Origin of the sequence: Pseudomonas sp. P9_35, from assembly GCF_034008205.1 — a bacterium.
Classification (GTDB): domain Bacteria; phylum Pseudomonadota; class Gammaproteobacteria; order Pseudomonadales; family Pseudomonadaceae; genus Aquipseudomonas; species Aquipseudomonas kilonensis.
Window position 1 is genome coordinate 4,924,582 of sequence record NZ_CP125373.1, and the last position, 14,421, is coordinate 4,939,002.

Annotated in this window: 5 protein-coding genes; 1 reads left to right on the forward strand and 4 read right to left on the reverse strand. The window is 55.3% G+C overall.

Annotated elements, in window-relative coordinates:
• Positions 1 to 17: 17 nt before the first annotated feature.
• The 4 genes from QMK47_RS21735 to QMK47_RS21750 all read right to left on the reverse strand — a co-directional run bounded on the left by QMK47_RS21735 (position 18) and on the right by QMK47_RS21750 (position 9,165).
• A complete protein-coding gene (locus QMK47_RS21735; protein ID WP_258689114.1) occupies positions 18 to 2,912 on the reverse strand; it encodes a hypothetical protein in 2,895 nt (964 codons plus the stop codon).
• Between the two features lie 45 nt (positions 2,913 to 2,957).
• Positions 2,958 to 5,252: a hypothetical protein gene (locus QMK47_RS21740; RefSeq protein ID WP_320389314.1), complete on the reverse strand. Its 2,295-nt coding sequence runs from the start codon at positions 5,250 to 5,252 to the stop codon at positions 2,958 to 2,960.
• 66 nt (positions 5,253 to 5,318) lie between these two features.
• Positions 5,319 to 7,679, reverse strand: coding sequence for a hypothetical protein (locus QMK47_RS21745; RefSeq protein WP_258689117.1), 2,361 nt, complete (start codon positions 7,677 to 7,679; stop codon positions 5,319 to 5,321).
• A 40-nt stretch (positions 7,680 to 7,719) separates the two neighbouring features.
• Positions 7,720 to 9,165: a hypothetical protein gene (locus tag QMK47_RS21750; protein ID WP_320389315.1), complete on the reverse strand. Its 1,446-nt coding sequence runs from the start codon at positions 9,163 to 9,165 to the stop codon at positions 7,720 to 7,722.
• 269 nt (positions 9,166 to 9,434) lie between these two features.
• Between QMK47_RS21750 and QMK47_RS21755 the strand changes: the two genes are divergently transcribed.
• The gene (locus tag QMK47_RS21755) at positions 9,435 to 14,369 is read left to right on the forward strand and encodes an RHS repeat-associated core domain-containing protein (protein ID WP_320389316.1); all 4,935 of its coding nucleotides are present in this window, start codon (positions 9,435 to 9,437) and stop codon (positions 14,367 to 14,369) included.
• The last annotated feature ends 52 nt before the right edge of the window (positions 14,370 to 14,421 follow it).

Below are 14,421 nucleotides of genomic sequence, written 5' to 3' on the forward strand. Positions count from 1 at the left end.
ATTTATCTGCCTACTATTTATTGCGCAGGCGTGAACAGCGAATGCACCAATCTATTGCGGTCACCCACAGTACTGGGCGGAAGGAAAGAAATCCGTCGGATGTGTGGGTTTCCACGCTTGTCGAACAACATCACCGCCAAGTCTCGGGACAGTTTGTCTCGAGATTGATTTCCTTGACGGATATAAGGGATGCGATCAGAACGATGCAAGCTGATGACCAACAGGCCATCTTCAAATACCGAGCTGTTGACATCAATATCAAGCGACTCGTCCTTGACGACATCCTTGAGCGCGTCATCGAACTTCACCTTATCGAGCGGCTCCCCTTTCAGCGGATCCTTGAAGATATACCCTGTCCAACTGAACATGGTTTCGGCCAGTTGCTCGCTCTCCCAACGAATGGTCGACGTCGAGATCGACATATGCACATCGTTTGCGTCAACGGACACGAACTCCAGTGCCTCGAAAGCAGTCCCTGACAAAACCAGATTCCCCACGTATCGCAACTTCCAGTAATCGACAGTGCGCAAATGAAAGTCGAAGTCATCATCTTCCGGATCACCCGGGCCACCTGACCCTCCGTCGACCCTGACTCGCTCGAATTCGTAGTCACTCGGTTGAAACTGCGGGATTGCACGCGGTGTAATTTCGATCTTACTGTTGGGATCGGTATAATCGGTCGACTTAATCCATCTAGTAGGTCTGTCCTTCTGAAACTTCGCATGAAAAGTTTTTACGGCGTTCGCTGTGTCCCGCGTATGGAGATAGATATCGATCCTACTGATGGCTGCACTGGGCGAGTTATCTTGCGTTGCAACTCGGGGTTCGGCCAGATCAAAACGATTCTCAACCAAACGGCTGCGCCACTTCTCGCGATCCGATACTGGCATCCCCTCATGGGGTTCATCGACAGGTTCTATCTCATCGCCCACCCCATCGTCCACCAGCCTCATACTGGCCTTCTCGCTTACGCTCAACGGGTACTCCCTATTATCGACAGGGGTCGTCTCAACCACGATCTCCGTCTTGAGCTGTTGATAGCCATTGGCATACAACGAGCCAAGTTTTCCCCCTTCGAGCCCGCCGGGCACCTTTATAGTGAATTGTGAAAGCGTTTCCCAGGTAGGCTCCGGCTCCAGTTCGGAAAGTTCAACGACACTGTAGCCACTGGACAAAACCACTCCGTTGCTGACGATTTCGCATTGCACGACACTGCTGGAGGCCGGGCCCTGTGCCGATGCGGTGAAATGCCCAGTGGAACTGACAGTACCGTCACCGCTGATCACTTTCCAACGCCTGGGAAGGCCGGGCAGCAGCGTGGCATCATCCCTCAGTTGCAAGTCCACAGACTTCCTGACCGCGGGAACATAGGCCGGATCGATACGAAGCTGTTGTTGCGCATTCAGCAGCACCAGGGATAACCGCCGTGTCTCGGCACCTGTGACTTCAATCTGTTGAACGACCAGGCCTTTGGTTCTCGATCGGGCGTCCGGTGTAAACGTTGCCTGGTTACCCTGATGAGTCAGGGTTCCATATTCGGGCATGAGCGGGGCCCAGGTCACATTCGTGGCGTTCATCGTTGTCGCCTTCAACACGATGGGTTGTGATTGCGCCCTGGTGGGATAAACCGATGTTCGCGGCGCCACCGTCACACTGTCATACACCACTAACAGCAAGGCCGATGCGGTGTAGGTGATACCGCCAGCGACATATTTGGCGGTCACCACCACATGTAGCGAGTCATGTCCGATAAGGTTCCTGGCGGCAGCGGTGTACAGCCCGTCGGTAATCGTGCCGTGTCCCGGGGCGGTATGACTCTGCAAGCTGACAGCTTCCCACTCGCTGGCCTGGATTACCGCTCCATTCCAATTACGTAACGTAAAGCGCTGCGTGCCGCCAGCCTGGATGGTCTGGAACGTGGGCTCCAGCGAAATACGGGTCCGTTTCGCATTGATGTTACCGAACACCCCCAGATCGGTAGGTATGTGTCGCTCGACCTCTTCAAATACATTGTCGCCGGGAAACACCAAATTATTGAGTACATCCAGCCGGCCATTCTCGATGTAAGGAATCATCGCTTCAGAAAGGATCAAGGCAGCCGAATATCGATCACTGCCATCGGGCTCCTGATCATCGGGAAGCAAATACGGGAAGCTGCTGTCCGGCGGGAAGCGCCCATCGGTCGCATTGCCCGCAAGCCGTATGAAAATCACCACCCCCCCTTCACCAAAATTCAACGCGCCCCTGACCTTCGCTCCGGGGGCCGCCTGGGTGAGAATCCGAAATGAAGTGGGGGTCAAATAGCTGTAGCCTTTGAGCTCAAGCATTCCCAGCTGAAAGACACTCCGATGCGCCGGCAAATCCTCGAAACTTTCTTTCAAGAAATCAGACAGCCGCGTATTCGTTGCCTCGTCATCACCGGCCAGGTTGCAGCGAAAGTTAACCCCCTCAGACAAGTTCAGCTTCACCTTGCCCTGCTTGTCGATTTCACCGACCACCATGGACAGGTCAATGTCCATTTCCAGTGTAAAGCCCTGCGCTTCACTAATATTGAATGTCGACGATAAGGCCTTTACCGCGCCGGCGGGATGACGCGATGCGGCATAATGACCACTCAAGATATTCATCGTCACTACGGCTGTCGAATTGGTCAGCGACGCAGTATTGAACGATAACCGCGGCTGACCCAACATAATACCTTCCAACTCAATGGAACGACTTTGAAGATCGTCTAAAAAAACTTGCCCACTAAAAGCCGGCAGGAAGCCGTACCCATTGAATCGCTCAATATATTGCTGTTCCAACAAACGATTCAAGCGACCGCGGCTGAAGATTGAAATAGCACCCCACCCTTGGGTGACAGAACCCTGCCGCATACGCGCCAGCAAACTTTCTAACGAATTGACAGACATGATATTGCCCTCTGATTCATTTAAGAAGCAAAGCAATAAACCGTGTTAGTTAGCCAAAGCGTCAAGCACGGAAGGAAAACTCGAAAGGGGTAGCGGCAAAATTATATAGCCCTCGAACGTACCGAAATCACCGCCGTCCACCGCCACCGTAATCAGAACAAATCGCTCTTTGGCCGCAAAGTCATCGCTATACAGTCCCGTCGCCGCATCGATCGATCCCGGCCCACCGAGTGGCAGCGACCATTGACCGCTTTGGTGTTGATCATTGACAAAGACCTGCAATTGAATCTGCCCTTCTGGCAAGTCCGGATTGTCTACCGGCTTAATCGTGGCCCCGGGCTCGCTCTGAAGTACCAGAACATAGGCAGACTGGATTTGAGCGCCCTGGCTCACCTCTATTTCATCGAGCACATAGGTTTTTTCGGCCACCTGTGGGCCGGCGATGTAAGTGTGATCACCCTCTGGTTTGTCGCTGGGAACTATTTCGCCGCTTTCACCCGCAACGGGATTCTTGATGGCCCAGCTCAGTACGCTCCCGTCCAGGTGACCTGCCGACAGCTCTACCCACTGGCCGTGATAACACACCTGGATTTGCGGATTGACGGTAATCGGGTTCGTCAGGACCGTGAGCAATGTCACGCTCCGCTCGCCAGTAAGCGGGTCACTGGCAATGACCAGCACCCGGTTGAACGAGCCATTGATCGCATGGGCCGGTGGCGCTTGGTACAAGCCTGTTCGCTCGTCGATAGCGCCCGGGTTGCTGCCGCTGCCCGAAAGATTTTCCACCGACCAGCGCAGGTCGCCATGTTCAGGTTCCGTGCTCAGTTGCAGCGGTCTGCCGGCCGCGACCCTGGGCTGCTGCTCGACAATGGCAAATGACGCGCCGGACGTATTGATCTGACCAAACATCGCCAAGTCGAAGGGCAAGGAGGCATGGCTCGGTTGCGCGATGCTGCTGCCCGCTATTTCCATGCCCGCCAGGAAGGTTTCCGACGCGGTAGTCGTCAGGGTGGTGGCGTACCGCTCAAGCAGTGCCCTTTTCACCGTATTGGCGACGAAATCCTTGATCTGCTCCAGATCCGCGGGCTCAATCGTCCCGGGAAGCCCGGACACGTGGCTCACCTCTTGCGTATCGGTATACGGCACGAAGAACTCACCTTCCATGGCCGAAACGCCGGACTCATCCGCCAGCAAACGGAACTCATGCTGCAAGTCGATGTTGAAGGTAGCCGTATGGGAACTCCAGGTGGTTCCACTCAAAGGCCGGTATCTGAACGACAGGGAGAATGTGCCTTGCCAACGTTGAAGCACCTCATTCTGAGCTAACTCGACCGTCAGCGGCGAGGCCCCGCCCGTAGCCGAAAGATTGAAGGTCTCGGACTCGAACTCATAATCAAGGCTCTGATAACTGCCCGCCGCCGCCTGCAGGGCGCCGCGCGTGGCCACCATTTTTGCCAACGCACCGTCCTGGTCGACGGTACGCTCGAATTCGGCATCTTCAAGTAACTGCACGAGTGCATGGCCGAACGCAGCGCGATGAATCAACCCTTGTGAAAACAGCGCCGTACCCGAATAGGTTTGCTGCGCGTCATCATCGGGAATCAGGTACCGGAAGCCGGAATCATCGCCAGGAAATGTACCTGGGCGACCATCGACCATACGCGTGAACAACAGCACGGCACCGTCTTCGGTCCCGGGTGTCAACGCCTGCACATCACGAGCCTGGGTCCGCACATCGACGTTGCTGGCGAACATGAATGGATTCCCCTCGCTGGGGAAGGTACCCAGGGCATAGACCCGCCGGTTTGCGTCCAGCCCCTGGAACCAGCTCTTCAAAAGCGCCCCGGCTTCGCGTTGCTCCTTCGGGGTACCGAACAACTTCAGCAAGACCTCCTCACTGTTGGCCAGATCCAACCTCACACCTTGGGCATCTGCCGTCATGATCAAGTCCAGCGTCACTTGCGATTCATTCAGGGGATCGAGGGCGGTGAGGCGGGTGACTTTCTTTTGACCCTGGGCGGTCTCCACCATCATATGGAGCCCCTGCGCCACCGACAGGCTCAAGAATGCCCGAGTACTCTGAAGGCTGGCGTGTTCAAAGGACAGTGCCGGCGCAGCCAATCGGAACCCCGTCAAGTAATGGGTAATATTGGTCTCGGGGATGTCCACGGAGCCTGTAAAAACGCCCAGGTCCGTGCCCTGGCTTAATCGAGTGATATGGTCTTGCTGCAACCCCTGGTTAAGTTTGCCGCCCTCCAGGGCGACAATGAGGTCCCAACCGCGCATTTGGGAGTTGCCGTTCATCCATGCCAATAAACTTTCCAACGAATTACCGGCCATGACATTGGCTCCAAAGGGATAGGCACAAAATAACAACGGTAGTGTCGAGTGCTTGATGAGCGATATTCATTGACTCAACGCCTCGAGCAACTGCGGGAACTCAACCAGGGGCAATGGCAAGATCAGATGGCCTTCGAACTTGCCAAATCCACCACCATCCACCAGGGCGAAAATCAGCACGAATCGTTCGGTGGCCGTCGGGGCCACACGGTACAGGCCCGTTGAATCGATCGAACCTGGCCCCCCCAAAGGAAGGCTCCACTCAGCGGCCATAGGATTACCATTGACGCGGGTCTCCAGTTGAACCTGCCCCAGCCCAATATCGCTGTGGAGAATCCCAACCGGCGCGCCAGGGCCTTTCTGCAGCGCCAGAACATGGACAGATCGGGTTTTATTCGTCCGGTTGTTTTTGACTTCTATCTCATCGAGTACATAAGTTTTATTCGGCACCACCGGCCCGTGGTGATAGGTGTGATCACCCTCAGATTCGTCGCTGGGCCGTACCTCACCACTTTCGTTCGCGACAGGGTTCTTGATCGACCAGATCAATTCGCCTTCCTTCAACGCACCGGCCGCCAGCTCGACACGGGTTCCGACGTCGCAAATCTGGATCAAAGGATGAACTGACAGTTCGTCAAGCAACACCGTTACCAAGGCCGAACTGTGGTAGTCCGAACTCGGGTCCGTTGCCGTGACCCGCACCCGCTTGAAACGCCCCTCGATCGAGGCGGCCGCTGGAGCCTGGTACAACCCGCCGGCACTGATAGTTCCTGGACTGCCAGAGTCTTCAGGCAGGTTTTCCACAGTCCACTGCACCCCATGGATAACCGGCTCGGTGCTGAACTGTTGGGTTTCGCCTTGCGACATCAGCGGCCGCATCGGGCTGATCACGAAAGAAGTCTGGGTGGGATTGACTCGGCCGAACAAACCAATATCGTAAGGAAGAGCAATATCGAGATGTTGAATTGCCTGACCAAAATTTAATCGAACAGTATTCTCTACCAAGGCAGTGAGCGATAAATTAACCGGAACAGTTTCTTCCAGTGTCGATTCGATCAATGCCTTTAAATCCCGAGCATCAACCAACTCACGCAACTTTCGAGCCAGATAAGCCCAGTAATCAACAGGTAACCCCTTAGCCTCTAGCGGAACAGCAAGCAGATCGGGCAGAGAAATATCGGCGACAACATCGCAACTCATTCGCTTCAAAACAAAATCACCGAACTCAACAACAACCTTATAAGTCGCCATCATGGAAACTTCATAACCCATAGAATAAGTAACATTCTGAGGCGGGTTAGTACGAACATACCCCGCCATAGTACTCTCTCCAGAGTACTCCCACCGCAAAACAACGCCATCTTCGCTTTTTTCAATAATCAGAACGTTGGCAGCCAAGATTTCTAGACCATGATGCCCCATACCACATTCAATCCCGCCAGGATACTCCGGATCAGCAAGCGTCTCATAATAATAAAGTTGAGGAATAACAATCCGCCCTCCTAGTGCAATTGCAGAAACCAGCTCGCGATCACTGTATGTATATTCAAAATTACGATTTCCGATCATTTCCCCGATACTTTCAGCCAGCAGCGACATCAACATCCGTCGGCTATCGAACAGTACGGTAGCCGAGTAGTCTTTACCGGCATCATCGGGAATCAAATACCTGAAACCGGAATTAGCGCCCGGATAATCCCCTTCGTTGCTACCTTCCATACGTACGAAGGCCAGGATAGCGCCGTTACCGTGTTCGGACGATTGTGGATCCCGGGCAGCCGCTCCGCTCGCCTGGGTGCGTAAACCAAATGATTGCGGATGCATCAAGTCATTCGTTCCGCGCTCGATCCTGCCCAACGGCCAAATACGCTTATCCGGAGCAAGCCCATTGAACAAATCCTTGAAAAAATCCCCTCCCAACCGTTGTTCGGTTGGTGACTGGGCAAAGGTCAATCTGAAATTATCGCTTCGGCTCAAATCCAATATGATTCGCCCATCGACATCGACATTACCCGGCACTTGATTCAGCAGCAAATCCAAATATAACTTCGGACCTTGCAGCGAATCTATCTCATCCACCATGACCGCCGTCCATCCAGCGCTTTCCTTTTTTAGTGTAAGCTGACTTCCGCCTACGACAGACATACTCAACATAGCTTTGGAATCATTGAGATCGGCATTCTCGAAGGACAGTAACGGGACATCCATCACAAAATCATGAATGACTTGCACCCATTGATTTTCGACAATCGTCACTTCCCCCCTGATCGGAGGCAGATAACTTCCGGCATCGAACCGACGTATGTACTCCTGGCTCATCAATAAATTCGATTTACGTCGCTCCAGGGCAACAATCATCCCCCAACCTAGCATCCGTGAAGTCTCTTTCATCCAAGCCAGTAACGTCTCGAGTGAATTACTTGACATGATCTCGTCCTCATCAAATTGAATCGTTTCCCGCTGCGCGCTACTCCACCAACTGCGGGGATATCATGGGAAAGCTCTTATAGGAAAAGCCGTCATCGAAACTGGTTTCGACGAACACATCGAACTGGTTATTAAGTTGCAGCCTTTGAAGAAAGGAACGGGGCAGGCTCGCAAATAACTCCCCGGCGAAGTATTCTGAGTCGGTGACCGTCTCGGCATCGCCCCCGCGCAAGTCGAACCTTTCCTCGCCTCCGCCTATCACGAGGCCGTTGGCGTATATTTTCACCCGCTGGCCGCGTTCCATGTAGGTCCATGATTCCAAGCGAAAGGTCACCCCAGCCTCGGTTACCGTAGCCAAGGAAATTCTATTACTCGGCGAAGGCGGGGAACTGATTTGAAGGGTCGGCCAGCCGCGGTCCACGTCCTTGATTTCCAGATCGAACCCCCCCGACCTATACGGCTGCTCCCCAGGCGGGGTCACTTTATAAAACACGTCCAGGCGCTTGCCCATGTTCGCCGGCACAAAGCCTGGAGGGATGTAGAAACGCCTCGCATTACCGGCCGTAGGATCAGCGATATGACGGCCGGTATCGCCATAGCCTTCCCAGTGCATCTGAACCTCGTCGTCCAAACCAATCACTGCCTCATCCGGAACCTTGACGTAGACCCCCCCCGTGATATTCCTGGCAAACAAATAGCCTCGGTACTCATCATCCTCACCGTCCCGGATCACGCCCTCGATAAGGGGGTGTGGCAGATTCAGGGGCTGGCGCAACGTCAGTGACAATGGCATCGAAGTACCCGCACTGCCCACCCGGGCATACTGGTACATCAGCTCTATCGCCTTGCCGTGATTGGCCGACAACCACTCGTAATCAACATCGACTTCAAGTACCTGGCTATCAACCGTTGACGGATCGACGCGCAATGTCTTGATCACCTGCGGATCGCCCGAGGCATACAGCACCACCTCATCCTCCACCTGGATACCGGGGTAGATTTCAATGACCAGCTTGATGCCATTGGGATATGCCTCGGGATCAAGCATGTCGCCGGTAAAACCCTTGACCCTGGGCGCAGGCAACAACGGGGTTTGCGGCGCAACGAAACGCAGCGCCTGCTCATCGGAGAGCGTTGGCACCGTCGGGGTGGCATAAACGACGCTGTAGCTCATCAACGCAGAACCGCCATCGATGATTTGCAGCTCACTGAGCGGCACCGTCCATTGCAGGGGCTGCCCTATGTCGCCATCGACCAGAACTTTCCGACGCGTGAAATCCTCCCAGGGGACACCGTCATCGAAGAATCTTTTCAGGGTAAACGTCACGGTGTCACCCACTGACATCGCCCTATAGGGTGGCGCGACCACCGTGGCACCCGCATCTCCCACCGTCGTCAAGTCCACCTCGCAATCATGGGATTCCTTGAACTGGGGAACCGGGAGTAACACCGAGAAGACTTCGGACTGAGGTAGCACGGCTGCCATTATTTGAACTCCCTAGAGGCATGTATCGATGGCCAGTTATTTCACTGTCGCAACAATCGAGTTGCCTCCCTTTTACGCCTCGTCTATCGATCTGCCCACTATCAGAACTGTTAGGTTACCCGGAGTTATCCAGTTGCTATTGTCTCGTCGGACGTCGGTATTTATTCCCTGGGATCCACTTTCAGCTGCTGTAGCCGGTACTGGCGTTGTTTATGTCCGACTGCACATCGATCGACGTTTTTTTATTACCCTCGATGAGGTTCATATCAATGACTGCCGCCAGTTCTGTTCATTCCAATGCACTTAACTTCATGAGTTCCGTACAGAACGGTGTTGATCCTCGCACCGGTCTCTACACGATAGCGATCAACTTCCCCGAAGTTAAAACCAATGATTTACGCGGTCCGGGTTTTGCCCTGGCGCTGGCGTACAGCTCGCTCAACAGGCAAGACAGTGGCTACGGCTATGGCTGGAACCTGCAGTTGTCCCAGTACACGCCTGGCAACCAGATCCTGTCCCTGAGCACCGGTGAAACCTTCAAGGTCACCGGCAGCGACAGTGTCAGCGGGCAGTTGGTGATGAAGGAAAAAAAACTCGACAGTTTTCATTTCCATCAGGACGAGGATCACTACCGGGTCGTGCACAAGTCCGGCCTGGTCGAGATACTCGAAGTCATGGGCAGCACCCAGAACCGGGTGGCCCTGCCTGTGGAGATTCGTTCACCCACGGGGCACAAGGTCACGCTCGGCTATACGCTGTTTGGCGGCGCTGATTACATACTGGCCTGGGTCAAGGACGATTCGGACCAGACCCTGCTGACGGTCGAGCGCCAGAGCACCTCCGTCGAAGTGTTGCTGCAGCCGTTCGCTGGCCCTGATGGCCGCCCGCTGGGGCGCTTTGCCATGAACCTGGGAGGCGCTGACAAATACGTCACCCGCATCACGCTGCCGACCGAGAACGAGGCGTCCTGGCGTTTTGGCTACAACCTGATTCGCGATCACCTCTGCATCACTTGGGTGGAGACACCCGCTGGCGGGCGCGAGGAAATGTTCTATCAAGACGCCGGCCATCAGTTCCCGGAAGGCAGCGGTCGCGCGCCGCTGCCCCGTGTCACCCGACACCTCACCGTCCCAGGCTTTGGCCAGCCGCCGATTGATGTCCGCTATACCTACAGGAGCGAAGATCCGGAGAAAGGCGAGACCAATTTTCTTGGCGCCGGGCTTCGTCTGCTCTGGGATGACGACGGCCTCGACAATCTCTATAAGTACATTGGCACCTACGAATACGTGTGCGTTGAGACCCTTTGGGTCCCCGATGACACGGAACCGGAGGCACGTCCGGTACGAAAAATTGAACGCAAATTCAACCAATTCCACCTGCTGACCCACGAAACGACGACCCAGAACAATAACGTCGAGACGGTCGAAACCACGTATTACCTGACCTCCGGCGTCGAGTTCGACCAACAACCCAAGTATTGCCAGTTACCCAAGACGGTCAGAACGACCTGGTCGCTACTCGATAATCCAAACCGCAGGCGCAGCGAAACCGTCAGCAACACGTATGACACACACGGCAACCTGCGGGTCCGAACCCTTGCCAATGGCGTTATCGAAACCAACGTCTGGTATCCCGCCTCAGGGGGCGATGGCTGTCCAGCCGATCCCGAAGGCTTTGTGCGCAACCTGAAAGAGCAAACCGTCGCCCCGGCCCCGTCCCCCAACGGCCAGGCCCCAATGCTATGTACCCGTTATCGCTACAAGGGCTTGCCGGAACTGGGGGACAGCCTGCCGGAGGAGTGCCCGCCGCAAGACGTGCTTCTGAAACAATGGCTCACGGTTGAAAACCAGACCCTGGTGCAGCTTGGCGCCACCGAAATCGAACTGGAGCGCACGCTGTTCGAGCATGTCGACGACCGCACCGATGCGTTCCTGCATGGCCGCGTCTCGCGCCAGACAGTGACCTTGAATGGCAAGTCGACCCGCGTCGATTATGACTACCGCAAATTTGACAGCCCCCAATTCAGCATGCCCGTGCAGCAAACCACGGAAACGACGAGCACTACGTTCGATAACGCCAGGAAAACCACTGTTCGCCAACATTCGCGACTCACATCGCAAGAACTGATGAATCGGATAGACGGCGTGGAAACTCACTATTACTACGACGTCCTGAATCGATTGACGAAGGAAGTCGTCGCCCCTGATACCACCTACGCGGCCACCCGCAATTATGAATACACCCTCAGCGCCACCAGCGGGCAACAGGCCGAGCACTTGAGCATCAACGCCAGGCAAATCAAGACACGCAGTGTGCTCGACGGATTGGGTCGCTTGATTTTCCAGGAGAGCGACCATATCGGTAGCGATAACTCGAACCGGACGCGACAAACCTATGCGGCCCTTTATAACGCCTGGGGGAATTTGGCTGAAGAGACCGAATATGACTGGCTCGACGGAGAATCTCGGGCGCTCGAGAGCACTTTTCACTATGACGACTGGGCGCAGCAATGCTATGTGATCGGCCCTGATGGGGTCGAGATCCACCAGAGCCTGGACCCCATCGGTACGTCCGAGTCCCAAGGACCGATCCAGCGCAACTGGAGCCAGAGTCCCGGGCCGGCCCCGATGATCAGCGGCCTAAGCGAGACTTGGCTCAACCTCTTCAGCAAGCCCTCTCGAGTCAGGATCCTGAATTCAGCGGAGCAAGAAGTCGCCAAAGAAACCTACCTCTACGACGGCCTGGGCCGTTGCACCGAGCACACAGACGCATCGCAATACACCACCCATTTCGTTTATGACACCTGGTCACGCCTGGTCACTAGCACACTGCCCGATGACAGTATCGTCAAACGCAGCTATGCCGAACACAGCACCTTGGAATTACCGGTGGGCATGAGCGTAAGCGCTGACGGCGTGACCGAAACCAGCGTGGGCGAACAACAGTTCGATGGCTTGGGACGCCTGACCCGGACCACGGTCGGCACACGCACGGAGCGCTACACCTACGACACTGAGCAAATGCAGATAAAGACCAGGATCACCCCCGCAAACGACACGATTGAATACGACTACAACCTGGCACTCACCGACGAACCCGTCAGCAGTCGTGCTCCAGATGAAGACGTGGACTTTACCTATCACTCGACCAGCGCGCGCCTGACCCATGCACGTAATGAGCAAGGTCGCCGCGAGTACGAATACAACACCACCAACCAGTTGCGCGTCGAGCGTTGGGTCGACAATCGAAACACCGTCTGGGAGACCCTTCATTCAAGTTCCATGCAAGGCCGCCAGCTCAAGCGCACCGACTTGAAACAAGACCATAGCGCCGGCCTCGACACTGTCTACGGCTACGATGACGCCGGACGGTTAAATAGCATCCAGCAAGGTCAACTTGAAGCCACGTTCGAATACAACAGCCTGGGGCAACTCTATCGCACCACCACCCAGGACCGGGCGGCGGACAGTACCCTGGTGACCCAATTGCAGTATGACGATCAAGACCGCGAGATATTGCGCACGCTCACCTTGAACCAGCTGTCGCCACGCACCCAGGCGCAAACCTGGCAAGTCGACGGCCTGCTGAAAACCCGGCACCTGCAGCAGGACGGGGTCACTCTGCTCAAAGAGACGTTTACCTATGACCCCCGTGGCCGGCTGGTCAAGCATGAATGCGAGGGCAGCACACTGCCCAGGGACAGCGAAGGGCGGGAGATCCGCAGCCAGATCTTCGCGTTCGATGCCCTTGACAATATCAAGCTGACGCTGACGACATTCGCCGACGGTAAAACCGAACGGGCCATGTTCGCCTACACGGACGAGAATAACCCCTGCCAGCTACAGGGCATTACCTATACGCCGCCAAGAACGACTGCGAACCCGACGTTCGCCTACAACCTCAATGGCTGCCAACTCAACGATGAACGGGATCAACGCCTGAGCTATGACAGCCAGAACCGCCTGTTGAGTGTCGAAAGTGCCGCCGGCCAAGTCGTCAGCCAATACCGTTATGACGGCCACGATCATTTGGTCACGTCAAAACAAGGCAATGAAAGTGAAACCTTGCGCTTCTACCAAGAAGAACAACTGAGCAATGTCGATCAGGACGGCCGCCAGACCCACCTTCTCTACCACGCCGAGGGTCCCCTGGGACAACAGGCCTCGGACAACTCACAGACCTTATTGTTGCTGACCGACGCCAATCAGAGCGTTATCGGTGAAAGCCGACAGCGAGACCTGCGAACTGCCGTCTACAGTGCGTACGGGGAACGCCACAGTGACAACACGCTGCGAAGCCTGCTGGCATTCAACGGCGAAGTGCGCGATGAAGCCAGCGGCTGGTACTTGCTGGGCCGCGGCTACCGGGCCTACAACCCGGGACTGATGCGCTTCCACAGCCCGGACTCGTTCAGTCCGTTCGGCAGCGGCGACGTGAATCCCTACACCTATTGCCTGGGCAACCCGATTGCCCTGCGTGACCCCACGGGGCATGAGGCGATCGGTTGGAGTGGCAGACTGCGACGGCCGGATGAGGACATTACCCTGCCATCAGTTGGCGGGGGGGGTATTGAAGGCTGGATTTCCGTGGCGGTGGGGGCGGTGTTCGTGGCGATTGGCGTCGCTACATTCATTGGTTCATTAGGAACTTCAGGCCCAGTCTCCCTTGCAATGATCGCAGTGGGTACCGCTCTCTCGGCAGGCTCCACCATCGCTAGCGCAGTGGCAATCGCGGACAACAATGAGGAAGCCGGTAAATGGGGGCAGTATTTGGGTTACGCGGCGGTGGTTGCGTCGGCGCCCCTGATTGCTCAGAGTGCTTTCAAGGGCGTAAAACAGATCGTAAAACCTGCTAGCGCTGCGGGTAAGAATGGCATTGTTGCACCGGTCACTCGACAAGCAGCGCTAGGAATAACAAAGAGTACGGTTCGCATCATAAAAAAATCTCCACTCGGGAAAAAGCCATTCCAGATACCTCGTCCCACTTTAAATCGGGGTGGCGTTAGCGCTGATACTGTGGATAGCAATTGGTTCACAATGCCGCATGCCCGGTCAGGAAAACCCGTCACTATAAATGTAAGCGCCTATGTGAAAGAAATGCATAGAAGGATGAAGGATTGGCAAAATAACCGTATTGGAGTAAACATGCGCCCGACTGCAGGAGCTAAGGATATGTACCTCCCGAATACGGAACTCCGTAAATAAAAGCCCCTATTACCTTCGGCGACAAAACAATCTGTTTTGCCGCCGAAGTCTG